24 protein-coding genes are annotated in these 23,807 nt (G+C 31.4%); 8 read left to right on the plus strand and 16 right to left on the minus strand.

The window, feature by feature from the left end:
• Positions 1-79 precede the first annotated feature (79 nt).
• From atpA to ACZ098_RS07390, 11 genes are all read right to left on the minus strand, one after another.
• Positions 80-1,654, minus strand: a complete 1,575-nt coding sequence (gene atpA, locus ACZ098_RS07340; protein WP_487311093.1) for a F0F1 ATP synthase subunit alpha — start codon at positions 1,652-1,654, stop codon at positions 80-82.
• Positions 1,655-1,685: 31 nt separating this feature from the next.
• Positions 1,686-2,117 carry a hypothetical protein gene (locus tag ACZ098_RS07345; protein WP_487311094.1) on the minus strand — a complete coding sequence of 144 codons (432 nt, stop codon included), beginning with the start codon at positions 2,115-2,117 and terminating at the stop codon, positions 1,686-1,688.
• 7 nt (positions 2,118-2,124) lie between these two features.
• Entirely contained in the window at positions 2,125-2,658 is a 534-nt protein-coding gene (gene atpH / locus ACZ098_RS07350) for an ATP synthase F1 subunit delta (RefSeq protein WP_487311214.1), read from the minus strand.
• Positions 2,658-3,158: a F0F1 ATP synthase subunit B gene (locus tag ACZ098_RS07355; RefSeq protein WP_487311095.1), complete on the minus strand. Its 501-nt coding sequence runs from the start codon at positions 3,156-3,158 to the stop codon at positions 2,658-2,660. The genes atpH and ACZ098_RS07355 overlap by 1 nt, the downstream gene beginning before the upstream one ends.
• An 80-nt stretch (positions 3,159-3,238) precedes the next feature.
• Positions 3,239-3,436, minus strand: coding sequence for an ATP synthase F0 subunit C (atpE, locus tag ACZ098_RS07360; RefSeq protein WP_395065510.1), 198 nt, complete (start codon positions 3,434-3,436; stop codon positions 3,239-3,241).
• Positions 3,437-3,469: 33 nt separating this feature from the next.
• A complete protein-coding gene (gene atpB, locus ACZ098_RS07365; RefSeq protein WP_487311096.1) occupies positions 3,470-4,621 on the minus strand; it encodes a F0F1 ATP synthase subunit A in 1,152 nt (383 codons plus the stop codon).
• 519 nt (positions 4,622-5,140) lie between these two features.
• A complete protein-coding gene (locus ACZ098_RS07370) occupies positions 5,141-5,374 on the minus strand; it encodes an AtpZ/AtpI family protein (protein ID WP_487311097.1) in 234 nt (77 codons plus the stop codon).
• Complete coding sequence (locus tag ACZ098_RS07375) at positions 5,340-5,747, minus strand: bactofilin family protein (protein WP_487311098.1); 408 nt, start codon at positions 5,745-5,747, stop codon at positions 5,340-5,342. Before ACZ098_RS07375 ends, ACZ098_RS07370 begins: the two co-directional genes overlap by 35 nt.
• Positions 5,748-5,752: 5 nt before the next feature.
• Entirely contained in the window at positions 5,753-8,638 is a 2,886-nt protein-coding gene (gene porW, locus ACZ098_RS07380; protein WP_487311099.1) for a type IX secretion system periplasmic lipoprotein PorW/SprE, read from the minus strand.
• A gap of 247 nt (positions 8,639-8,885) precedes the next feature.
• Entirely contained in the window at positions 8,886-9,584 is a 699-nt protein-coding gene (locus ACZ098_RS07385; protein ID WP_487311100.1) for an ABC transporter ATP-binding protein, read from the minus strand.
• A gap of 79 nt (positions 9,585-9,663) precedes the next feature.
• Positions 9,664-11,133 carry a DUF5687 family protein gene (locus tag ACZ098_RS07390; RefSeq protein WP_487311101.1) on the minus strand — a complete coding sequence of 490 codons (1,470 nt, stop codon included), beginning with the start codon at positions 11,131-11,133 and terminating at the stop codon, positions 9,664-9,666.
• Between the two features lie 120 nt (positions 11,134-11,253).
• Here ACZ098_RS07390 and ACZ098_RS07395 point away from each other — a divergent pair, with 120 nt between their 5' ends.
• Entirely contained in the window at positions 11,254-12,309 is a 1,056-nt protein-coding gene (locus ACZ098_RS07395; protein WP_487311102.1) for a 2Fe-2S iron-sulfur cluster-binding protein, read from the plus strand.
• 82 nt (positions 12,310-12,391) lie between these two features.
• Positions 12,392-12,700 (plus strand): hypothetical protein, encoded by a 309-nt coding sequence (locus tag ACZ098_RS07400; RefSeq protein ID WP_487311103.1) that lies wholly within the window; start codon positions 12,392-12,394, stop codon positions 12,698-12,700.
• A gap of 121 nt (positions 12,701-12,821) precedes the next feature.
• On the opposite strand, the gene ACZ098_RS07405 is transcribed toward ACZ098_RS07400, so the two are convergent.
• Together ACZ098_RS07405 and ACZ098_RS07410 are read right to left on the minus strand one after the other, a co-directional pair.
• Positions 12,822-13,823, minus strand: a complete 1,002-nt coding sequence (locus tag ACZ098_RS07405; RefSeq protein WP_487311215.1) for a glycosyltransferase family 9 protein — start codon at positions 13,821-13,823, stop codon at positions 12,822-12,824.
• Positions 13,824-13,961: 138 nt separating this feature from the next.
• Positions 13,962-14,567: a DUF4254 domain-containing protein gene (locus ACZ098_RS07410; protein ID WP_487311104.1), complete on the minus strand. Its 606-nt coding sequence runs from the start codon at positions 14,565-14,567 to the stop codon at positions 13,962-13,964.
• Between the two features lie 99 nt (positions 14,568-14,666).
• Between ACZ098_RS07410 and upp the strand changes: the two genes are divergently transcribed.
• A complete protein-coding gene (gene upp / locus ACZ098_RS07415) occupies positions 14,667-15,320 on the plus strand; it encodes a uracil phosphoribosyltransferase (RefSeq protein ID WP_487311105.1) in 654 nt (217 codons plus the stop codon).
• Here the strand turns inward: upp and ACZ098_RS07420 are convergent.
• Positions 15,315-16,244: a DUF6427 family protein gene (locus tag ACZ098_RS07420; protein WP_487311106.1), complete on the minus strand. Its 930-nt coding sequence runs from the start codon at positions 16,242-16,244 to the stop codon at positions 15,315-15,317. The two genes, upp and ACZ098_RS07420, sit on opposite strands and share 6 nt — an antisense overlap.
• A 134-nt stretch (positions 16,245-16,378) precedes the next feature.
• Here ACZ098_RS07420 and ACZ098_RS07425 point away from each other — a divergent pair, with 134 nt between their 5' ends.
• Entirely contained in the window at positions 16,379-16,609 is a 231-nt protein-coding gene (locus ACZ098_RS07425; RefSeq protein WP_487311107.1) for a DUF6341 family protein, read from the plus strand.
• Here the strand turns inward: ACZ098_RS07425 and purD are convergent.
• Entirely contained in the window at positions 16,601-17,875 is a 1,275-nt protein-coding gene (gene purD, locus ACZ098_RS07430; protein ID WP_487311108.1) for a phosphoribosylamine--glycine ligase, read from the minus strand. The genes ACZ098_RS07425 and purD overlap by 9 nt on opposite strands.
• A 107-nt stretch (positions 17,876-17,982) precedes the next feature.
• On the opposite strand from purD, the gene ACZ098_RS07435 reads away from it, so the two are divergent.
• The 4 genes from ACZ098_RS07435 to ACZ098_RS07450 all read left to right on the plus strand — a co-directional run bounded on the left by ACZ098_RS07435 (position 17,983) and on the right by ACZ098_RS07450 (position 22,442).
• A complete protein-coding gene (locus tag ACZ098_RS07435) occupies positions 17,983-19,296 on the plus strand; it encodes a phenylacetate--CoA ligase family protein (RefSeq protein ID WP_487311109.1) in 1,314 nt (437 codons plus the stop codon).
• Positions 19,297-19,321: 25 nt separating this feature from the next.
• Positions 19,322-19,849, plus strand: coding sequence for an ORF6N domain-containing protein (locus ACZ098_RS07440; protein ID WP_487311110.1), 528 nt, complete (start codon positions 19,322-19,324; stop codon positions 19,847-19,849).
• Positions 19,850-19,964: 115 nt separating this feature from the next.
• Entirely contained in the window at positions 19,965-21,062 is a 1,098-nt protein-coding gene (gene wecB, locus ACZ098_RS07445; RefSeq protein WP_487311111.1) for a non-hydrolyzing UDP-N-acetylglucosamine 2-epimerase, read from the plus strand.
• Between the two features lie 186 nt (positions 21,063-21,248).
• On the plus strand, positions 21,249-22,442 hold the full coding sequence (locus ACZ098_RS07450) for a glycosyltransferase family 4 protein (protein WP_487311112.1): 1,194 nt from the start codon (positions 21,249-21,251) through the stop codon (positions 22,440-22,442).
• On the opposite strand, the gene ACZ098_RS07455 is transcribed toward ACZ098_RS07450, so the two are convergent.
• A complete protein-coding gene (locus ACZ098_RS07455; protein WP_487311113.1) occupies positions 22,439-23,806 on the minus strand; it encodes an undecaprenyl-phosphate glucose phosphotransferase in 1,368 nt (455 codons plus the stop codon). The genes ACZ098_RS07450 and ACZ098_RS07455 overlap by 4 nt on opposite strands.
• Between the last annotated feature and the right edge of the window lies 1 nt (position 23,807).

Consider the following 23,807-nt stretch of genomic DNA (forward strand, 5'->3'; position numbering starts at 1 on the left):
AAAGTTATAAAGTCGAAAGTTTCTAGAAATCAATTAAATGACTTTAAGACTTTTGACTTTACAACCTTTGACTTAATTATTAGTATTTTGCTGATAATTCTTTTGCTACTTTTTCTAAAACATCGGTAATTTCATCTGTGAATTTACCTGCTTTAAGCGCATTTAAGGTATCTCTGTGTTTGTTGTTCAAAAATTCGATGTAATCTCTTTCGAATTCTTTTACTTTTTCTACAGGAATATTTCTCAATAAATTTTTAGAACCAGCGTAGATAATTGCAACTTGATCTTCTACAGTATACGGATCGTTTACTGCTTGTTTCAAAATTTCAACGTTACGTTTTCCTTTTTCAATTACGTTTAAAGTAACTGCATCTAAATCTGAACCAAATTTAGCAAAAGCTTCTAGTTCACGGAATTGTGCTTGGTCTAATTTTAATGTTCCAGCAACTTTTTTCATTGATTTAATCTGTGCGTTACCTCCAACACGAGATACCGAAATACCTACGTTGATTGCAGGACGAACTCCAGAGTTGAATAAATCTCCATCAAGGAAAATTTGTCCGTCTGTAATCGAAATTACGTTTGTTGGAATATAAGCAGATACGTCGCCAGCTTGCGTTTCGATAATTGGTAAAGCAGTTAAAGAACCACCACCTTTTACGATACCTTTCAAGTTGTCTGGCAAATCGTTCATGTTTTTTGCGATATCATCATCGGCAATTACTTTACAAGCTCTTTCTAATAAACGAGAGTGTAAGTAAAAAACGTCTCCAGGATAAGCCTCACGACCTGGTGGTCTTCTTAATAAAAGAGAAACCTCACGGTAAGCAACAGCTTGTTTAGACAAATCGTCATAAATAATTAATGCAGGACGACCTGAATCTCTAAAATATTCTCCAATTGCAGCTCCGGCCATTGGCGCGTAAACTTGCATTGGCGCAGGATCAGAAGCATTTGCAGCAACAATAGTTGTGTAGGCCATTGCTCCTTTTTCTTCTAATGTTTTAGCAATCAAAGCTACAGTTGAAGCTTTTTGCCCAATTGCAACATATATACAAAATACTGGTTGACCAGCATCGTAAAATTCTTTTTGATTTAAGATAGTATCGATACAAACGGTAGTTTTACCTGTTTGACGGTCACCAATAACCAACTCACGTTGTCCTCTTCCTACTGGAATCATCGCATCGATAGATTTGATACCTGTTTGTAAAGGTTCTGTTACTGGCTGACGAAAGATAACTCCAGGAGCTTTTCTTTCTAATGGCATTTCAAAAAGTTCACCACCAATTGGTCCTTTACCATCAATTGGCTCACCTAGTGTGTTTACAACACGACCTACGATTTGCTCACCAACTTTTAAAGAAGCAATACGTTGTGTACGTTTTACAGTTGAACCTTCTCTGATTCCAGTAGATGGTCCTAAAAGTACAACACCAACGTTGTCTTCTTCTAAGTTCAATACGATAGCTTCTAGTCCGTTTTCAAACTGAACTAACTCACCATATTGAGCATTTGATAATCCGTAAACACGAGCGATACCATCACCTACTTGTAGTACAGTACCTACTTCTTCTAACGATGCACCAGATTCAAAACCTGATAATTGTTGTTTTAATATTGCTGAAATTTCAGCTGGTTTAATTTCCGCCATTTTGATATATCTTTAATGGTAATACTATTATTTATAATCTATCTGAAAATTCTTTTCCGTATTTTTCTACCAAACGTTCCACTTTTTCAGAATTAAGTGTTCCATCTTCGTTAACTACTTTTGCATTGTACAGTAACTCTATGCAATCTTTTTGTGTTTTTTGAACTTCAATTTTTTTCTTTTCACCTAAGAAACTTATCTCTACATATCTTAGTGTTCCTTCTGGATTAGCTTGTGTTCTTGGTTCTGCTCCTTTTACAGAAATAAATTTAAAAAAAATAATTTCTTCATTTTCCTTATTAAGAAGTGAACATGTAGATTGAAAAGTACCACAATCTTGGTATTTTAACCATACAACTTCATCTACTAAAACTTCTCCTTTTTTTAATTTTATTTTTTGAGAAAAACAAGACAAAGAAAAACAAGAAAACAGAATTAAAGCTATAAAATTAATATTTTTCATATTCTAATTAATTAGCAAATTCTCTTTTTAATTCTTGTAACTTGCTAGCAACAGATGCGTTGTATTGCATGTCGCCTATTCTTAAGATAAATCCACCAATAATTGATGCATCTACTATATTTTCAATGGTAATTTTCTTATCTGAAAAAGTAGCAATTTTTGCTAAAACTTGTTTTTCTAATTCTGGTGTAATTGCAAAAGCTGTTGTTACAGTTGCAACTTGAACACCATTAGTAACATCAAATAAGTTGTTATATTCTGAAGCAATCGAATGAAGGATTTCAAATCTTTTGTTTTCTAAAAGTAAATCGAACATTTTTTTAGTTTCAGGTTCAACCGAAGCAAAAACTTCAAGCAAAGCTGATTTTTTAATGTCTTGTTTTACAATTGGATTCGATAAAAATTCTTTCAACTCGCTGCTTTCCTCAATTGCTTTTACAATTGATTTCATATCATTATTTACAGCTTCGGCCTTTTTGGCTTCGGTTGCAAATTCTAATATTGCTTTGGCGTATCTAATCGCTGCTCTTGACATATTGATTAGTTTAATTTAGCGTCACCCAACATTTTCTCAACCAATTTAGTTTGAGATTCTTTGTTAGATAATTCGTCTCTTAATACTTTTTCTGCAATTTCTAATGACAAAGATGAAACTTGATTTTTCAATTCTGCCATAGCTGCATTTTTCTCAGAAGCAATTGCAGCTTTCGCTTGCTCAATCATTTTTTCTCCTTGAGCCGCTGCTTCCGCTTTAGCATCGTTAATCATTTTTTCTCTGATTTCACGAGCATCTTTCATCATTGCTTCACGCTCTGATCTTGCTTCTGCCAATAATTTTTCGTTATCTGCTTGAAGATTTTGCATTTCTTTTTTTGCATTTTCTGCAGAAAGTAATGCATTTTTAATTCCTTCTTCTCTATCGTTAACCGAATCAAGAATAGGTTTCCAAGCGAATTTTTTTAATAATAGAATCAATCCAACAAACAATACTGTTTGCAAAATAAATAAACCAAACGAAAACTGACCTAATAATTCTTCCATATATATGTATTCTTAAATTAGAATTTGAAAATTAATAAACAACTGTTGTAACCAACCGTTACAACAGTTGTTTGTTTTAATTATTTTACTGCGAATAACGCTGCAAAACCAATACCTTCAATAAGCGCTGCTGCAATAAGCATAGCTGTTTGAATTTTTCCTGAAGCTTCTGGCTGACGTGCAATTGCATCCATCGCTGATCCACCAATTTTACCAATACCTAAACCAGCACCAATAACGATTAATCCAGCTCCAACAAGGTTAAGAGTTCCTTCCATAATGTATATATATTTAATTAAACATTCAATTTATTAATGAGCTTCTTCATGATGATGCTCTTCTTTAGCTGCGCCAAAATATAACGCAGTCAGCATAGTAAAAATGTAAGCTTGCAACAAAGCAACCAAAATTTCTAAAATTGACAATACAAAAGCTAATATAAATGATAGCGGACTTCCTATTGGGCTGTTAAAAGTATACATTAATGCAATAATACTCATTAATACAACGTGACCAGCCAACATATTAGCGTACAAACGTATCATTAACGAAAATGGTTTAATGATTGTTCCTAAAAATTCAATTGGTGCTAATATGATTTTCATTGGCACTGGTACACCAGGCATCCAAAATATATGACCCCAATAATTTTTATTAGCTGTAAAGGTTGTGATCAGATACGTAATGATAGCTAAAGAAGCAGTAATTGCAATGTTTCCTGTAACATTTACTCCAAGTGGCGTTAAACCAAACATATTTAAAAACCAGATAAAGAAAAATACTGTCAATAAATGACTCATATATTTCTTGTAATGTTTTTCACCAATATTTGGAATAGCTATTTCATCTCTAATATAAAGAACTAAAGGCTCAAAAAATCTACCTGCACCAGTAGCAATACCTCCATTATTTTTATAAGATTTTCCTAAGTTTCTAAATAATAATAACATAATTAGAGCGACAATTAGAATCATTACAATACTTTTTGTAATAGAAAAATCTATAGGTTTTGTATTTGTAGTATGACCTTTATCGTCAACATTGAAAGTTCCTTTAGCATCTGTATTATAAATCATACCGTTATGATGATTTATAGCAAAATATTTACCGTTTGATTCTGCTACGGCTTCACCATGATGAAACTCAGATGACATAAAGAAATGTAATCCATCTTCCCATAAAATAACTGGCAACGAAAAGCCAATATGCTTTTCATGTCCTGACTCTTTTCCATAAGAAAAAAGGTGAAAATCGTGAGAATCTAATAAGTGGTGTTGAATAAATTCAGCTCTTTCTTCTTCTGGCGACTTCGCTACTTCTTCATGAGAAGCACCTTCAGTTTTTGCAACTTCGTGAGCTTCAACAGCAGTTGAATCATTTGTAGGATTTGCACTGGAAACTAATGGCATAAATGCTACTAGCAATGCTGCGATAAAATGGAGTGGTTTTTTTGAAATCACCATAACTTTATTTTACTTAAATTTTAAGGTTTCTAAAATTTGGTGCAAAGGTACATTTTTTATTAATATTCCAAGTAGATTAAAATATTTTTTTAATTGAATTTGCAGATTTAACGATTGATTATTGCTTTTTATTTAATAATCGAATAGCTATTAACGTCTCCATTGCTAAAAAAAGAATAAATACTATAAAAAAATTGACTCTTTCCACCGAATTTTCATAGCTAGAAGATACAATGTTGCGAAAAATAAAATATAAAACACCAACTTTTACAGTTGTCATGAGCATAAATGTCATTCCTACAACATCTTTATTTTTTGAATTTACAACAATTGATGTAGTCAAAATTATGACAGAAAAAAGGGTTAGAATACAATATATAAATTCTAATGATGTGCTAAACAATTTAAAATTTGATGAAAAAAAATCGCTTTGTAAAATTATTCTATTGATAAAAAAAAATACAATTGCTACAGACAAAGTAGCAATTAGGGTTTTAAAAATTTGAAGTTTCATTCGAGTTATTCTTCGGTTTTACCAAGATCTTTAACTTGCCTGTACACATTATACAATGCTAAGAAAACGCCTAATAATGTTATAGTTTTAGTGTAAATTTCTTTAGGATTTGGATATTTTTCGTCCAACCATTTTCCGGCATAAGCAAATATAAAAATGATTACGCCCATCTGAATGGGAATGTTGATTAACGCCAACCACTTGTTACGCTGTTTTTTCTTCGGATTGCTGTCCTCCATTTGGTAATAAGTTTTTTACATTGGGTTTCATCTCGCAACTTGCGAAAAATTCGGCTCCAGGTTCTACTGATAATTTTCCACAAATAACTTCTCCGTGAATACTGGCTTTCGATTTAAGGTTTAAGATTTCTGTAACTTGAATTTTTCCTTCAAACTTTCCTTCAATATCGCAGTTTTTACAAATGATATCCCCTTTTATACTTCCTGCTGGACCAATTACAAGCTTTCCTTTTGAATGAAAGTTTCCAATTAAATGTCCGTCCAATCTAAAATCGGCAGGTGATGTTATTGTACCTTCAATAACTGTTCCTTCGACTATTCTATTAGTTTTTCCTAATAAATCGGTGTATGACTTTGGTTTTTTATCAAACATAACATTTATTTTTTTGGCGCAAGAGATGGCGGACCAATATTGACACCTGGTGGTGCAGCACTATCATTAAATCTTGAATCGCCTTTACTTTGCTGTTGTTGCTGCTGATTGAGCTGCTGCTGATTATTTACAGGATCTTGTTGCGACTGATTAGCATTTGGTTTAGGCTCTGCTTTTGTTGCGTTCAATGATTTTCTAACTTCTTCAATAGTAACCACTTTTGGTTTTGCCTCTTCTACAGTTGTAATTGCTAAATTTCGTTGTACTGGTGTGATAGTTTTGTTTAACCAATCTCCAGTACTATATTCGTCAAAACTCTTTTTAATTTGAACTACTTTATAATTTTCTGTAGCAATTACGTAAGCGGTATCCTGAATTTTATATTCCTTAAAATCTTTTAATACTTGTGAAATTCCTATCGCGCTTTCTTTGGTTTTAATTCCGTGGATTACAATAAAATTTTTATCTATTGTATAAATATCTTTGGACAATGTTAATCTTTCGATGGTGCGTTCTTTGGTAAACTTTGATAACTTTTCAAATAAGGCAATAGTATTTTTATCTTCCAAATTATCTGCAACATATATAATTTTCCAAGAGGTTGGAAATTCTGAATTGAAACTTAATGACTCTAAATACGGGATTTTTGTATTAATAAAAACTTCAGTTTCTTTGCCTTCTTCACTATTAGGATAGGTTAACGCAAGGTAGTTTAATGCTTTTTTATACTCGGCTACACCTTTTAATTTACCTATTAAATTGGCTTTTAACAGTTCAAATTTAGAAACGATTTCTTCACCTGTATACTGTTCGATTGCCAATTCAGTTTTTATTAATGCTTCTCTTAATAATCCATCTTCGTATTCTTTATAAATACTATCATAGGCTATTTCTGGTGAAGTTGCTAATGCAGCGTTAGAGTTTGGATTGCTTATTATTTGTGCATAACGCGAATCTGGAAAATCAGATACTATTCTCGATTTCATAGCTGCAGCTTTATCTTTATCTATGATTTCGTAAATTTTATATAAGTTGTACATTGACGGTAAAATCAATCGTTCTTCTGGATTATTGGCTAATAATTTTTCTAGCTTATCAGCAGATCTTTGATATTCTTTAAATTTCTCTTTATAAATTACACCCAATTGATAGTAAGCGAAATTTCTTTCTTTAGATAAACTGTCTAAAATTTTAGTTTCTATAGGAATGCCTTTTGTGTAAAAATCAGTAGTGTAGCGTTCGTCAACTTCTTTCGTGTTTCCATTTTTTCCATCTGGATCATTTTCTGAAATTTCTTCCGTTTCGTTTTCTGAATTCTGCTTCTTCTCGCTCGACAATCTCCAATTTTCTACCAGATTACGTTTACCCCATTTTTTTACAAATTCTAACTTTCCGTAAGAAACTGTAGCTGGATTATAAAAATAAAAAGTACTTCCGGTAGTATTTCCAAAATTCGTTTTGATAGTATTGTCAGCAGGAGGAAGATTAGAATCTAAACCTTTACCATCCGATTTAAAGTCGCCATTATTATTTGCTTCAAGCTGTTCTCTAAGTTTTGCTTCTTTTAATTCTAACTTGCGTTTGGCTTCGTCTTCTTTTTTTAATTTATCAATATAATCTTGATAGTACTGATTTCTTTCAGAAGTTGACATTGCTGCAATTCTTAAGACACTATCATTAATCTGCGCAATACCCTCATATTTAATTACATCTTCAAGATTGGTTCTTTTTTTGGTAATTAAATTAAACTCTCTTGTTCTAGGTTTTAATGAAATCAAGGTACTATCGTAATATTTTCCAGCAGTTACGTATTTGGCTTTGTTGAAATAAATTTCGGCTAAATTGCGGTGGTTGGATGCAACTAGATATTGATCTTTAGGATTGGCGCGTAACGATTTGTTGTAATATTTAACAGCTTCCTTAGTGTTTTTAGATTTATCATAAAACAAAGCAACTTGATGGTTCAATACATCTAAAAATGGACGATTTTCTCTGTCCTTCAACAAATTTCTATATTTTTTTAAAAAAAGTGTAGTATCGCCATTTTTAAAATCGAATTGTTGTGCTTGCATCGCATGTGCTTGAATAACATACACTCGAGAAGATTTTCGTTTCATGTTGATAACCTCTTGAAAAGATGCAAAAGCGCTATCTTTATAACCTACTTGATCATAAATTTGTCCCAATATAAATCGGTAGCGCGCTTTTTCTTCATTGAGTTTGGTATAATCGGTAGCAATTTTAAGTTTGGCAATAGCACTATCATTTTCTTTTAAATTTAAAAATGCTTGCGCTAAAGTAGCATTGGCATCGGCAAAAATTTGATCTTTAAATTTTATTTCTTTTAAAAGTTTTCGAAGATTTGTAATAGCTAATGCATCGTTATCCATGCGCATATTAGTTTTTTCACGCCAAATTTTTACCTCATATATTTTATCTGAGTTTGGATATTTATACAAAACGTAATTAAAAGCTTCTAGCGCCGGCACAAATCGTTGATCGTAATAACGCGCTTTTCCCAACATTAAATGAGCTTCGTCCATTTGGCTGTTCTTTTCGCCACCATCGATATTCATAGAATGTTTTTGAATGGCTTTGGTAGCCTTTTCTTCGGCTCTATCAAAATTTGCATTTTGAGTTTGCCCTGGTAAAAACTGCTCTGAAACTTGCATGCGCTCAACAGGAAGCGTTTCCCAAAAGTTGTCGTTGTATTGCAATTTTAAATCTTCGATACCTTTGTCTAATGCAATTCCTCCGTTGTAGAGAATGTTATATTTAGTACTTAGTGCATGAGAATTTCTTGAAACAAAATTGTTTTTTTTAGTAGAACAAGCCAAAATAAAGGCTAGTGTTACAAAGGTAAATGTATATTTTAATGTAGTGGTTTTCAAGGTAAAAAACGTTTTAATCATTAACTTAAAAAAGTCGGTTTTAGTATAAATGACTGGTAAAAGTACGTTTCTTTTTGATATGGTAAAATTTTAAGCTGTTATTTTTTATAATTACCTTACAAGTAAGCACATTGATGCAGGAAGGACAACAATGAAAATCCTTTTTATAATTGTCTTGAAAATCAATTTAAAAGTTTGAAACGAATAGCTTGACCACGAAAAAAATCGTAGTCAAGCCGATTATATTTTAAACTGCAAAAAATGCTTCTAATTCTTTTAAAGTTTCTGGTGATGTTTCGATGTCTTTTACAATTTCACCTTTGTTTAAAGCTACAATTCTGTTGCAAACTTCAACGGTATGAACCAAGTCGTGAGAAGAAACTAAAACGGTAACTTCCGGATTATCACACAATTCTTTGATTATTTTCTTTAACCTATTTACAGTAGTTGGATCTAAATTGGCAAATGGTTCATCCAAAATTACAACTTCAGGATTTCCGATTAAAGCGGCAATGATTCCTACTTTTTTCATATTTCCTTTAGACAAGTCACGCAAGTATTTTTTACTTTTCAAGATTTCTCCATTAAAAAATTCTTCGTGTTTTGCTAAAAGTGAATCAACATCAGCTTTATTCTGACCACGCAAATCGCCAATAAAATAAAAATATTCCTCAGCTGTTAAATATCCGATAAGGAAACTTTCGTCAATAAATGCTGCTGTGAATGGTTTCCAAGCTTCGCTAGTATTTACCTGGATGGAATTGTTTTTTATGAATCCTGTTGAAGGTTGAATTAAATCTAATAGCAAACTGAAAAAAGTAGTTTTTCCTGCGCCATTATTTCCTACCAATCCAAAGCTTTGTCCTTTTGGAATTTCAAGGTTGGTAATGTTTAATACTTTTACTCCGTTGTTATATGTTTTTGATAAATTGTTTACTTGTATCATTTTTAAAATAGTTTAAAAGTTTATGGTTTAAAAGTTTATAAGTTTCAATAACTGAAGACTAAAAACTTAAAACTGAGTACTAATTTTTTTGTTTGTATGCTGCGATAGTTGCGTATTTTTCTCTTTTGTAGATTTTTTCGATTTGATTGAAAACATAATTTCTAAAAGCAAACCCTATAATTCCTGCCAAAGCCACCAATAATAATCCGATGTTTTGCGAGAAGAAATAATTTCCTATTGCATATAGCGCCATCGGTACAAGCATTTTTGGAATGGCAATTAACATTGTTTTGAAATTGAAGGCTTGCTTGTCGCCAAACGCTCCTTTACCTGTAGATAGGTCGATTGGTGTTTTCACAAATGCGCCACCTAGCATTACCAAATGCGAGTTTACACCAATATTGAAAATCGCTCCAACTACAATTAATAAATAGGTTTGAACTCCAAAAAACAAATAAAACGATGCTAAAATTGTTGAAACTAATGTTCCAATAACCATCAACCACCATTTAGAACTAATATATTCTCGGTATTGTATGTTTTGACTCATCATTAACTGATAATAAGCGCTGTCCCAACTTGGTACAAATTGTCCAAAAGTGAAAAGAAATCCTCCTGAAACAAAAATTCCGGCAAAAATTTGAAACATCGGACTTTTATAAGCTTCTATCGAATTGGTAAAAAATAACAATCCATAAAATATGAATAAGAAACTCATCGTTAGTGTAGTTTTAGAACGCTTGTTTCTTAACAATAATCGAAGGTCATTTTTTAAAAATGTTCCTAAAGTTCCAAATTGATCAAGAAAAGAAAAGTTTTGTGTTTTGGCGATTTCGCTTTTCTTGGCTAAACCTTCATCCAAATTCAAATTACTTTTAAAATAGTTGAAAGCAAAATAATAGGTTGCAACAGCTAAAACTATCGGAATCAAAAACACAAAAACCGTTTCATACATTCCTTGAAAAAATGGCTGTGTGTAAAGTGTTATGTCGAAAATCTTGTAATATTGTGACAATCCTAAACCTGCAACAATTGCCAAAACAGAATAAAATACACTGTCTTTATTATTGATTAAAACATTCACAAAATTGTTAAAATAGAAGAGCGACATAATTCCTAAATGCCACAAAATTACATTCAAAACAGAATAGCCATTCATCATCAAAACAATAGAAAACGGAATAAAGAACAAAGAATGTGACCAATTGAAAAAAGACAACGCTGTTTTTCCTAGAGTAAAATGAACAATCGTATTTCTTTTAATAGGTAAAGTCAATAATGGCCTAATGTTTATAACCGGCATCTTTTGAAGAAAATACCTTATAAATAAATCTACAGCAAGATAATAAATCATAAATTTATTTACTGTTGAAAGCGGTTCCAATTCTGCTTTTTCTAAAATAAAGAATGCTCCAACTCCCGCAGCAATAAAAATCACCATAAAATAAATCGCAAAAAAACCTATAAAGATTTTCATTGCAATGTTAGTTCCTAAGGATGCCGAACGAAGGAATGCCTTCCATTCGAGCATGATAAAATGTTTGAACATAGTGGATTGTTTTTTGGTTGAAGTATTAGATGGTGGATTTTAAAATTTGTTACAAACATTTTCAAACTTTAAATAAAAGTAAATAATTGCTATTTCTTACCTTTGTAAAAATTACTTACAATGTCAAATTTCTATAAATTACAAATAAAGGAAGTAAAACGCGAAACACCTAACGCCGTTTCTGTAGTCTTTAATGTTCCTTCTGAATTACAATCGGCTTATCAATTTATTGCAGGTCAATATATTAATCTTAAACTTACACTTGACGGACAAGAAATTCGTCGTGCCTATTCTATTTGTTCTTCGCCAGAAAGTGGTGAATTAAGAATTGCAATTAAGTCGGTTAAAAATGGGCATTTTTCAAAATTTGCTAACGAGAATTTGAAAGTTGGTGATATCATAGAAGTAGGTCAACCTGAAGGAAAATTTACTTTTGAACCACAACTTGACCGACAAAGAAACTACGCGGCTTTCGTTGCAGGAAGCGGAATTACACCGGTGATGTCCATTTTAAAATCAGTTTTACACAACGAAAAAGACAGCACTTTTGTTCTAGTTTACGGAAATAAAAATAATGAAGAAACCATATTTCATCAAGAATTACACGAATTGCAACAACAGTATGTAGGAAGACTTTTTGTGCATTATGCTTACACGCAAATTAAAGTTGAAAACGAACTTTTTGGCAGAATTGACAAAGCCAACGTAAACTTTGTTTTGAATAACAAACACAAAGAAAAAGAATTTTCAAAATTCTATTTATGCGGTCCAGAAGAAATGATTAATTTGGTATCGACCATTTTAAAAGAACATAATATTGCCGATAAAAACATCAAATTTGAATTGTTTTCAACGTCAACTTCGGCAGAGAAAGAAATTGCTACTTCTGAAAACGGTCATACTAAAATTACGGTTTTAGTTGATGGTGACGAAGCAACATTTGAAATGAGTCAGAAGCAAACTTTATTGGAAGCTGCTTTAAAACAAGGCATCGACGCACCTTATTCTTGCCAAGGTGGAATTTGCAGCAGTTGTTTAGCACGAATTTCAAAAGGTACAGCCGAAATGAAAAAGAACTCTATTTTGACTGACAAAGAAGTTGCTGATGGATTGATATTAACTTGTCAAGCGCATCCAACAAGTAGTGAAATATTTGTAGATTTTGATGATGTTTAAACTCAGTTTTCAGTTGCGTAGGTTGCGTTTAATTTGATTTTTCTACCTAAGCTTCGTCGAAGGATTTAATTATTTTAAATAAATGAAAAACAAACTCGAAATATTTAAAAAAGCTCAAGACCTTTTGGAAGAACCAGAAGTTCAAGAGCTTTTGGAATATTGTGAACAATTGGAAGACGAGTTGATTGATTTCAAATTTGAGAAAAATAAAAACAAAGAATTGATCCTGCTCGACATGATTAAAGAAGTTATAAAAGGTTGCAACGCCATCGAAAAAGAACAGCTAGAGCACGAACGTTTTGGTTATGAAGCGCCAAACTATCAAGCCACAATTTCAAATTTGAAAACTTATATTTTAGAGATTTGTAGAGATAATCAAATTTATTTATGATAAAAAGTTGACACGAATTGCACTAATTTTCACGAATTAAAAATTTTACAAAATATTCAATTCGTGAAATAATTTACCATCATAAATTCGTGTAAATTGTTGAAATTAGTGTGAAAAATTATTATTCTGCCAACTGCGACTGAACACTGAAAACTACTTTTTCCACAGAAATACTTCGCATTACATCATCATAACCAGCAATTTTTTTATTTCCATAAACCGAAGTTGGTAGTAATGGATATTGATTTCTATCAGAAACCAAGCAATTCTCTAGAGGTTGATTGAATGGTGAAAAACCAGCAAACGGATGCGTTGCACCCCAAAGTGTAACAACTTTAATGCCCAACATAGCTGCAATATGAGCGTTTCCAGAATCCATGGAAAGCATTACATCAAGGTTTGAAATAAGGTGTAATTCGTGTTCTAAATTTAATTTTCCGGCAACTACAATTACATTTTTTTTATTCTCAGAAAACGTGTTTAAGATTTCGATTTCCTTAGTTCCTCCACCAAAAAGGAAGATTTTATTATTTTGGTTAGATGCTAATTCATCAATCACTTGTTGCATTAAATCTTGTGGATACACTTTCGTGTCGTATTGTGCAAAAGGTGCAATTCCTATCCAATTTAAATTTTGCTTTTCGCCTGAAATCGCTAAAATTGCATTCGATAAAATAGCTTTTTTTGGAAAATTAGGTGAAGATAAATCAACAACAAAACCAAGTTTAGAAAAAGTTTCAACGTGTCTTTCAAACATAGATTTTAGTGGTTTGAAAATCTTGTTTTCTAAGCGAGTGAGTTGCTTTTTTTCTTTTCGTCCTTTATTTGTAAAACCCACTTTTTTTCCGCTCAAGGCAAACAGCAATCGGATTACTTTAGAACGTAAAACATTATGCAAATCGGCAATCGCATCAATGTCCAACTTTTTCAAATCAGAGTACAATTTCAATAATCCTAAAAAACCTTTGTGCCGATCTTTTACATCTACAGCAAAGAAATTAACAGTATCGATTCCGTCAAAAAAAGGTTTAAAAAAAGGACCCGAAACTATAGTGATTTTCACGTTTTTATTTTGCTCCACAAAAGCTCTAATAACAGGAACTGTCATAGCAACATCGCCCATTGCTGAAAGGCGAATTACGGCAATATGTTTAACTTTTTGTTGCAATTAATATGTTTTTTTAAACCAGTAAGGTATTAAGAAAAATTAAGAAAAAACTTAATGCAACTTAATTCCTTAATAGTTCAAATATAGGTTAGCTTACTTTTTATTCTGATACAAAACTGGATTCAAATCATCATCGTTGTACATCTTCATTTGTTTGTACACTTTCATGAATTTATCACCATTTTCAATATCGGTCAATAAATCGTCAATTGCTGTTGATAAATCGGTTCTTTGTTCCAAAAGAACGTTCAATTTTTCTTGACATTTATCTCTATGTTCTTGCGAAGCTTCTGCACGTGTTGCTTCTTCGCTCATGTGATAAATTTTCAAAGCCAAAATTGATAATCTGTCAATAGTCCAAGCTGGCGATTCAGAATTGATTTTAGCTGTTGGCTTAACTTCAACATGAGCATATTTTTGAAGAAAATAACTATCAATATATTCTACCATATCAGTACGCTCTTGATTGGAAGCATCAATTTTTCTTTTCAAAGTTAATGCTGCAACCGGATCGATATTTGGATCACGAATAATGTCTTCATAATGCCATTGAACCGTGTCAATCCAATTTTTAAAATACAATAAATGTTCTATTTTATCCTTTGGATACGGATTATTAATAGGCTGGTTTACATTATCGTAAACGTGATAATCCTTGATACTTTGTTCAAATATAGAATAGGCAAATTTTGAAAACATAATTATTAATTTTATTTTATTTCATACAATTCGACCAAAAGGTCTCGAGTGCAAAGATAGTTTTTTATACTTTTACGTCATCATACAAATTTCGACTTTATGCAAATTCATTACATATCTGAAAACAATAGCATCCTTAATCATTTTTTGGCCGAAATTCGTGATGTGAATATTCAAAAAGACAGCATGCGTTTCAGAAAAAATATTGAGCGAATTGGCGAAATTATGGCGTATGAATTGAGTAAAACTTTAGAATATAAGGCTATTGATGTTCAGACACCTTTGGGAGTAAAACACACTACAACTATTGCAGATAATGTTGTTTTATGTTCCATTCTTCGGGCAGGATTGGCATTGCATCAAGGATTTATGAATATATTTGATAATGCCGAAAACGGTTTTGTTTCTGCTTACCGACATCACCCAAAGAACGATGCTGATTTTGAAATTTTGGTAGAATACCAAGCCGCGCCTTCATTTGAAAATAAAAATCTGATTTTAATTGATCCTATGTTAGCAACAGGTCAATCAATAGTAGCTGTTTTTAACAAATTAATGACCGAACAAACTCCTAAAGAAATTCATATTGCCGTGGTAATTGCAGCGCCGGAAGGCATTACTTATCTACAAGAAAATCTGCCAAAAAATTGCCATTTATGGGTTGCCGCACTGGATGAAAAACTAAATGAAAAAAATTATATTATTCCTGGACTTGGCGATGCGGGTGATTTAGCCTACGGTAGTAAATTATAACTGAATAAAAAACGACAATAATCCTAATAATAAAGCTACCGAAAGAATAATTTCTTGCTGCCATTTACTCTTGGTAAATTCTATAGTATTGGTTGCAAGGACTGCCATTGGAAAAAAAGTAAATAACAATAAGTTATTACTTTTATTTGACGAAATTAAAAAAACTGTTATCCCAATAAAAAAACTAAAAACCAACTTTTTATAAGACGCTTGAAGGTTTAAAGGTCTATTTGTTAAAGCAAAAATCATAGGAATAACAAAAAAAACGGTCATTACAGCATAAATAGACAAAGCCAAATTTTGATAATTATTGGTAAAATAATCCAATTTAAAATTTGTTGCCTCATGCATCAAATACTTTTGAATTGCCGACGAATCGAATAATAAAGCATAAAACACAAATAAAACAATAGTTGTAAATAGTGCAACAAATGGAATTAACCAATTTCGATAATCTCGAGATACGTGAAAAATTATAGAAATATAAACCACCAAGAGAAATAAAATACACCAAAAATTAAATAAACTTGCTATAAAAATCCACAAAGAAGCATCAAATATTTTTTCTTTTGGCGCTTTTAACGTTTGCAACGAAACCAATCTTCGTAAAGCTAGCAAAACAAAAAAATTAGCCAAAATTAAATCAAAATCATTCCAAACATTTGGAAAAAAGAGCATAAAAATGAAAAAGAAAAATAGTGTATAACCACTATCTTTAGTGAGTCCATTTTTTTTAGCAATAAAATTCACCAAGAAAAAAGAAGCAATAATTGTACCCAACAAACCCACTTTTTTTATCACATCAACCCAAGTGTTTGTCGACGCTACACCCTGAAATTGATATAAAAAAAAGAACCCTAATACTAAAATTAGCATTAAAGAATAATTAATTGGTGTAGATTTATTAAAAACGCTTGTTATCATGCGGATATTTTATACTTTTGTGGTGTAAAGATACTACTTGTTTAAAAAACGAAATGAGTAAGAACTATTTTTTAATAAAAAAGTTTCGCCACATCGATTTACATTGAACACAAAAACAAATAAAATTTAAAGAAATGAAAGCATTTTTCGAAGGAATACAATCACTATTTGTAGATTTTTTATTTATACCTCACGATTTTTTCAGAAAATTAGAACTTACTACTTGGTTTGGTGCTAATATTATCAATTGGATTTTTATGGGAATCTGTGCTTACTACATTGTATACTGGATTAAACAACTTCGCATTTTTGACGATGCTGGTACAGAAGGCCAAGATACAACTGCTCACTCCTTCTTAAAGTAAGTCGAAACCGATATCTTTTCTAAAATACATCTTATCAAAATGTAGCTGGTCTATGTTTTGGTAAGATTTTTTTATGGCTTCTTGAAAGCTTTCGCCAAATGACGTAATGGCAATAACCCGACCACCATTTGTCACAACTTTTCCATCTTTTACTGTAGTTCCTGCATGAAAAGCAATAGAATCTTCAATGTTTTCTAGTCCTGTTATTTCAAATCCTTTTCCGTAATCTTCAGGATATCCACCAGAAACTACCATTATTGTTGTGGCACTTCTGTCGTCTATTTCTAAGGAAACTTGATCTAATGTTTGATTTCCAACTGCTTGAAAAAGTTCTACCAAATCCGATTTCAATCTCGGAATTACAACTTCCGTTTCTGGATCGCCCATTCTTACATTATACTCTATTACAATTGGTTCGCCTTTCACGTTAATTAATCCAATAAAAACAAAACCTTTGTATTCTATTCCGTCGCTTTGCAAACCAGCGATTGTTGGTTTTACAATTCGGGTTTCAATTTTTTCCAATAAAATAGCGTCTGCAAAAGGAACTGGAGAAACTGCACCCATTCCACCAGTATTTAAACCAGTATCGCCTTCACCAATTCGTTTATAATCTTTCGCCGTTGGAAGTATTTTGTAATTTTTTCCGTCGGTTAATACAAAACAGCTCAACTCAATTCCGTCAAGAAATTCTTCAATAACTACCTTTGCGCTTGCCGATCCAAATTTTTCATGAACCAACATGTTTCTTAATTCCGCTTTGGCTTCTTCTAAATCTTGAATAATCAAAACACCTTTACCAGCAGCTAATCCATCTGCTTTAAGTACGTATGGCGGTTGTAATGTTTCTAAAAAATGAAATCCTTTTTCTACAGTATCTTTTGTAAAACTATCATAAGCTGCAGTTGGAATTTTATGTTTGATAAGAAATTCTTTAGCAAATTCTTTACTTCCTTCTAATTGCGCTCCAACTTTTGACGGACCAATTACAGGAATATGATTTAGTTGAGAATCATTTTTGAAGTAATCATAAATTCCGTGAACCAATGGATCTTCTGGGCCAACAACAACCATATCCACTTTTTCAGCTAAAGCAAATGTTTTTATAGCATCAAAATCTAAAATATTTAAAGAAACATTCGTCGCAATTTGAGAAGTTCCAGCATTTCCTGGAGCTACAAAAAGCTTAGAACATTTGTTAGATTGTAACATTTTCCATGCTAATGCATGTTCGCGTCCGCCAGAACCAAGTAGTAAAATTGTCATTGTGTTGTGTTTATTGTTTTGCAAAAATAGTTTGTTTTCAAAAGAATTTATAGCTAATTGGTAGAAAAGTTTATGTTTTTAGTATTTTTGAACAAAATAGATTTTTTGTGTTCCAACTTTTCAATTTATCGCTCAAGTTAAATGGTTTTTCGATGAAGGAAGCAAGTGCTGAATTTAAAAAAATTCAATCCATTTCTGATGTCGATTATGAAAATTATATCGATTCTAAACGAAAAGAAATTGTTGCTTATCATTTAAAAAACAATAACTCATATCGAGAATTTGTTGGAAAGTCTGAAATAGAAAATTGGAACGAACTTCCAATAATGACCAAAAAGGATTTTCAAAAACCTTTATCTGAAAGACTTTCTAACGGATTTACTACAAAAAATGTTTATGTAAATAAAACTTCTGGTTCTAGTGGCGATCCATTTGTTTTCGCGAAAGATAAATTTTGCCATGCCTTAACTTGGGCCAATATTATTAATCGATTTGGTTGGTTTGGTATTGATTTTAATTCGTCTTTTCAAGCACGATTTTACGGAATTCCGCTGGATTTTATTGGAAACAAAAAAGAACGTGTCAAAGATTTTTTAAAGAAAAGTTATCGCTTTTCAATTTTTGATTTATCAGATGAAATTCTTGAAAAAGTGTTGCTAAAATTTCAGGATAAAAAGTTCGATTACATTAACGGTTATACATCTTCAATCGTTTTATTTGCGAAATTTCTTCAAAAGAAAAACATTGTTTTAACTTCGGTTTGTCCCACTTTAAAATGTTGTGTCGTTACTTCCGAAATGCTATTTGAAGAAGATAAACTATTGATGGAAAAACAATTTGGAGTTCCAATCATCAATGAGTACGGTGCTTCCGAACTGGATTTGATTGCGTTTCAAAATACAAATGATGAATGGCAAGTCAATTCAGAAACCTTATTTATAGAAATTTTAGACGAAAATAACAACGTTTTACCCAACGGAAAAGAAGGTCGAATTGTAATTACCTCGTTATACAACAAAGCACATCCATTTATAAGATATGATATTGGTGATGTTGGAATTTTGGACGAAAAAAGCACTATTAAAAAGCCGATTCTGAAAAAATTGATTGGACGAACCAACGATATTGCTATTCTTCCAAGCGGAAAAAAAGCACCTGGATTGACGTTTTACTACGTAACCAAAAGCATTATTGAAGACGACGGAAATGTAAAAGAATTTGTAATAAAACAAACAAAAATCGATACTTTTGAAGTGGAATATGTAAGTGAAAATGCATTAACAGAAGGTCAAATTCTAACTATTGAAAAAGCAATTACCACCTATTTAGAAAGTGGTTTGACGTTTACATTTAGTAGAAAAGAAAAATTACAACGAAGTAAAAGCGGAAAATTGAAGCAATTTGTTTCGATGATGAAATAAAATATAAACCATTTAAAATAACTATATGAGCCAAAATTTAATTATTTCAGAAGAAACGATTTCAGATAAAATTTACTTTATCAGAAATCAAAAAGTAATGTTAGACAGAGATTTAGCATTGCTTTATGGCATTGAAACTAAAAGATTAAAAGAACAAGTTAAACGAAATATAACAAGATTTCCTGAAGACTTTATGTTTGAATTAACAAAGGATGAATTTGCAAATTGGAGGTCGCAAATTGCGACCTCCAATTCCGAAAAAATGGGTTTACGTTATGCACCAATGGCATTTACAGAACACGGCGTTTTAATGTTATCAAGTGTTTTAAATAGTGATAAGGCAATTCAAACCAATATTCAAATTATGAGGATATTTACAAAAGTGCGTCAAATGCTTTTAGACACAACCGATTTGAAAATTGATATCATGCAAATTCAAAAGAAATTAGAAAATCATGACAAAAATATTGAACTAGTTTTTAGTTATTTGGATGAATTGACAGAGAAAAAAGTAGATGAAAAACCAAGAAGGAAAATTGGTTACAAACATTAATTTTTAAGGTCACAAATTGTGACCTTAAAGAAATCTAAATAAATTAACAGATACTGAAACAAGATTGAAAATACAATTCAGATGATGCAAAGATTCTGAAAAAAATTCAGAATAAATGAAAATCACTATAATCGCAGGCGCAAGACCCAATTTCATAAAAATCGCACCAATCATTAAAGCTATTGAAAGGCGACAAATTGAAGAAGAAAATCTCTCTTTCAGATTGGTTCATACTGGTCAACATTACGATAAAAACCTCAGCGATACTTTTTTTGAGGAGTTGAATATTCCGCATCCTAATGCCAATTTAGAAGTAAAAAGTGGTTCGCAAGCCGAGCAAACTGGAGCAATAATGGTTGCATTTGAAAAAGAATTAACTCAAAATCCATGTGATTTGGTTTTGGTTGTTGGCGATGTCAATTCGACTATGGCTTGTGCAATTGTAGCCAAGAAAATGACTATAAAAGTAGCGCATGTTGAAGCCGGAATCCGTTCGGGTGATAGGACTATGCCAGAAGAAATTAACCGAATTGTTACCGATAGTATCACCGATTATTTCTTTACAACCTCAACTTCAGCATCAGAAAATTTATTGAAAAATGGGGTTCAATCCAATAATGTCCATTTTGTTGGCAATGTGATGATTGATACTTTATATCAGAATTTAAATCGAATTTCGGCTCCGAGTTTTTGGAATGAATTTGAATTAAAAACTGGAAATTACATCATTTTAACTTTGCATCGACCATCCAATGTTGATGAAGAACAATCGTTGATTGATTTATTGGAAGGAATTGATAAAATGGTTGGCAACAAAAAGATAATATTTCCAATTCATCCAAGAACAAAAGCCATTTTGGGTGAAACCAATTTGCATTTGAAAAACATTTTATTTGTTGAGCCGCAGGGTTACTTAAATTTTATGTACTTGATAAAAAACAGTTTTGCTGTGATTACCGATTCTGGCGGAATTTCTGAAGAAACAACGGTTTTAGGAATTCCGTGTTTTACAATGCGAACCACAACAGAAAGACCAGAAACTATAGAAATCGGAACCAACAATCTGGTTGGAATTTCTATTGAAAATCTGGAGAATTTATTTGGAGAGTTTCTTCAAAATGGTGCTAGAAAAGCTGGAATTCCTGACCTTTGGGATGGAAAAGCATCTGAAAGAATTATTGCTATTTTATTAGACACAAATTTCACGAATTAACACGAATTCTGAACGCTCAGATTTCACTAATTTTTAATAAACAATAACTTATCCTAAAAGAAACACGAATTGAAACGAATTTTTGACCGTTGAGATTTCACGAATTCGAGTAATAAATAAACAATTATAATTCGTGAAAATTTGTGAAATTCGTGTGAAAAACAAATAAATCTGTGTAAAAAATAAATGAAAGAAATCCTAATCATATCCAATTATTATCCTCCTGAAAAAGGTGCTGCTGCTAATAGAATTGAGCAGTTGGCATTGAAATTGAGTCAAAATAATTATAAAGTTTCTGTAATTTGTCCGTTAGGAAATTATCCAAAAGGCGAATTGTTTCCTGAGTACAAAGGAAAATTTTCTGTTACTGAAAATCGGGATACTATTACGGTGAAACGACTTTGGATTTACCCAAGTGTGAGTAAAAATTTACTTGTTAGAATAATTTCTGTTTTGTCTTTTTCGTTGAGTTTGTTTTTTTATTTATTGTTTAAAAAAACTCCAAAAAAAGTAGTTGTTCAATCACCACCATTATTACTTTCGTTTATTTCAGTTTTTGTGCTTTCGCTGAAAAATAAAAAGATAATTCTCAATATTTCAGACCTTTGGCCATTGGCTGCAATCGAATTAAAAGCTTTAAAAGAAAACTCGTTTTCCCATAAATTTTCCTTGTTTTTAGAACGATTTATTTATAAAAAAGCAACCTTAATCATTGGTCAATCTAATGAAATTATTACTCATATAAAATCTATTTTTCCTGAAAAAGAATGTTTTTTATACCGCAATTTTCCCGATCATAAAATTGAAAACTTTGATTTGAAATTGGAGGAAAGTCAGCCCATAAAAATCTTTTATGCAGGACTTTTAGGTATTGCGCAAGGCGTTTTGGAATTGTGTGAGAAAATAGATTTGAGATCCGTACAGGATGAAAAAATTGAATTACACCTCTTTGGTGACGGCGCAGAAAGAAATCAAATAGAAGCTTTAATTTCGTCTAAAAAAGGCAAAAACATTTTTTTTCATGGCATGATGGAACGTAACGATTTACACGAAAAATTGAAATCGTTTGACATTGCCATTGTTCCGCTAAAAGTTCGAATTTATGGCTCAGTTCCTTCTAAAATATTTGAATATGGTTCGCTTGGATTTCCGATATTGTATTTTGGTGGTGGCGAAGGCGAAACTATTGTGGAAGAAAATAAAATGGGTTGGGTTGCTTCGGTTGAAGATTATACAGATTTGAATGAAAAGCTGAAATTAATTTCAAATTTGAATAAATCCGAATTAGATTTAATGAAAAGAACGATATTTGATAATAGTAAAAAAGCTTTTAATTTAGACAATCAGATGAATTATTTGATTGAAAAAAATGTTTTTTAGTAGGCTTTATCTTCGCCTTTGAATATGTTTATAACGGTTTGAATAATAATTTTTATATCCATTACAATAGACCAATTTTCGATATAAAAAACATCAAATTTGATTCTGTTAATCATGTCGTCATCTGTTTCAATTTCACCACGATAACCTTTTACTTGTGCTAATCCCGTAATTCCAGGTTTTACATAATGTCGAACCATGTATTTTTTTATTTTTTTTGCATATGCTTTATTTTGTGACCACAAGTGAGGTCTTGGACCAACCACCGACATTTCTCCGAACAAAACATTTAAAAACTGAGGAAGTTCATCTAAGCTTGTTTTTCTCATAAACCTTCCAATTTTAGTTACTCTTGGATCATTTTTAGACGCCTCTTTTTCGGTTGTTTCGTTAATGTGCATCGATCTAAACTTGTAACAAAAAAATTCATCTTCATCAAGTCCAGGACGACCTTGCTTAAAAAAGACTGGTCCTTTAGATTCTATTTTAATTAAAAAAGCAATGATTGGAACAAGCCAAGAAAGCAAAAAAACAATTACAAATAATGAAAATAAAATATCAAATCCTCTCTTTATTCCTTTAATTGTTGGATTATGCAGTTGTGTTTTTTGCAAAGAAAGGACCGGAAAAAGTTCGTAATAATCAATTTTTAAATTTTTTGAAAATATCTCTTTTGTATCAGGAATAAACTTGATTGTTTTATCATTATCATCAGTAAACTCTACTAACTCTTTTAATTTTTCGTCTGATATTTCGTTTAAGGAACAATAAATTTCATCAACTTTGTTATCGATTACATAATTTTTTAAATCCTCAAGTTTTCCTTTTATTTCATCATTTTGTTTTTTGTCTGAAAAATAACCTAGAAAGCGATAACCATAATCTATACGGTTTTCAAATACTTCCTTCAACCGAATTGCTTCTGGTGTATAACCAATTATGACAGCGTTTCTAAAATTATTTTTAGTTACTATTCGATATTTTTTTAAGTAATAGAATAAAAAATATTTGAAAGAAACAATTAACAAAAAGCTAGAAATCATGAATAAAGCAATTGCTCTACCACTAAAAATTGTTGTCTTTGCAAATGGAAAAAAAGCAATAATTACCAGTAAGAAAATAACCGATTGCTTAATTAATTTAGAAATAATCTCAACAGGAGTTGTAAACCTATATATATTATAAAATCTTACTATAAACGCAATGACAACCCAAGCAAAAGACTGATATAAAAGATAATACAACGTATTAAGATTTAGATCTTTAAAAAAATAAAGACTAAAAATTGCAATTACCAATAAGTCTAATGCAACACTTATTGGCCTAATGTATTTAGAATATCTTCCTGTTTGCTGTGCAACCATA

It is taken from the genome of Flavobacterium sp. SP2 (assembly GCF_057626655.1).

What these genes read in the sequence shown, in the direction of transcription:
- atpA (WP_487311093.1), bottom strand. Translation starts at nt 1,654, where the DNA reads ATGGCGGAAATTAAACCAGCTGAAATTTCAGCAATATTAAAACAACAA.
- ACZ098_RS07345 (WP_487311094.1), bottom strand. Translation starts at nt 2,117, where the DNA reads ATGAAAAATATTAATTTTATAGCTTTAATTCTGTTTTCTTGTTTTTCT.
- ACZ098_RS07355 (WP_487311095.1), bottom strand. Translation starts at nt 3,158, where the DNA reads ATGGAAGAATTATTAGGTCAGTTTTCGTTTGGTTTATTTATTTTGCAA.
- atpE (WP_395065510.1), bottom strand. Translation starts at nt 3,436, where the DNA reads ATGGAAGGAACTCTTAACCTTGTTGGAGCTGGATTAATCGTTATTGGT.
- atpB (WP_487311096.1), bottom strand. Translation starts at nt 4,621, where the DNA reads ATGGTGATTTCAAAAAAACCACTCCATTTTATCGCAGCATTGCTAGTA.
- ACZ098_RS07370 (WP_487311097.1), bottom strand. Translation starts at nt 5,374, where the DNA reads ATGGAGGACAGCAATCCGAAGAAAAAACAGCGTAACAAGTGGTTGGCG.
- ACZ098_RS07375 (WP_487311098.1), bottom strand. Translation starts at nt 5,747, where the DNA reads ATGTTTGATAAAAAACCAAAGTCATACACCGATTTATTAGGAAAAACT.
- ACZ098_RS07385 (WP_487311100.1), bottom strand. Translation starts at nt 9,584, where the DNA reads ATGATACAAGTAAACAATTTATCAAAAACATATAACAACGGAGTAAAA.
- ACZ098_RS07390 (WP_487311101.1), bottom strand. Translation starts at nt 11,133, where the DNA reads ATGTTCAAACATTTTATCATGCTCGAATGGAAGGCATTCCTTCGTTCG.
- ACZ098_RS07395 (WP_487311102.1), top strand. Translation starts at nt 11,254, where the DNA reads ATGTCAAATTTCTATAAATTACAAATAAAGGAAGTAAAACGCGAAACA.
- ACZ098_RS07400 (WP_487311103.1), top strand. Translation starts at nt 12,392, where the DNA reads ATGAAAAACAAACTCGAAATATTTAAAAAAGCTCAAGACCTTTTGGAA.
- ACZ098_RS07405 (WP_487311215.1), bottom strand. Translation starts at nt 13,823, where the DNA reads ATGGGCGATGTTGCTATGACAGTTCCTGTTATTAGAGCTTTTGTGGAG.
- ACZ098_RS07410 (WP_487311104.1), bottom strand. Translation starts at nt 14,567, where the DNA reads ATGTTTTCAAAATTTGCCTATTCTATATTTGAACAAAGTATCAAGGAT.
- upp (WP_487311105.1), top strand. Translation starts at nt 14,667, where the DNA reads ATGCAAATTCATTACATATCTGAAAACAATAGCATCCTTAATCATTTT.
- ACZ098_RS07420 (WP_487311106.1), bottom strand. Translation starts at nt 16,244, where the DNA reads ATGATAACAAGCGTTTTTAATAAATCTACACCAATTAATTATTCTTTA.
- ACZ098_RS07425 (WP_487311107.1), top strand. Translation starts at nt 16,379, where the DNA reads ATGAAAGCATTTTTCGAAGGAATACAATCACTATTTGTAGATTTTTTA.
- purD (WP_487311108.1), bottom strand. Translation starts at nt 17,875, where the DNA reads ATGACAATTTTACTACTTGGTTCTGGCGGACGCGAACATGCATTAGCA.
- ACZ098_RS07440 (WP_487311110.1), top strand. Translation starts at nt 19,322, where the DNA reads ATGAGCCAAAATTTAATTATTTCAGAAGAAACGATTTCAGATAAAATT.
- wecB (WP_487311111.1), top strand. Translation starts at nt 19,965, where the DNA reads ATGAAAATCACTATAATCGCAGGCGCAAGACCCAATTTCATAAAAATC.
- ACZ098_RS07450 (WP_487311112.1), top strand. Translation starts at nt 21,249, where the DNA reads ATGAAAGAAATCCTAATCATATCCAATTATTATCCTCCTGAAAAAGGT.
- ACZ098_RS07455 (WP_487311113.1), bottom strand. Translation starts at nt 23,806, where the DNA reads ATGGTTGCACAGCAAACAGGAAGATATTCTAAATACATTAGGCCAATA.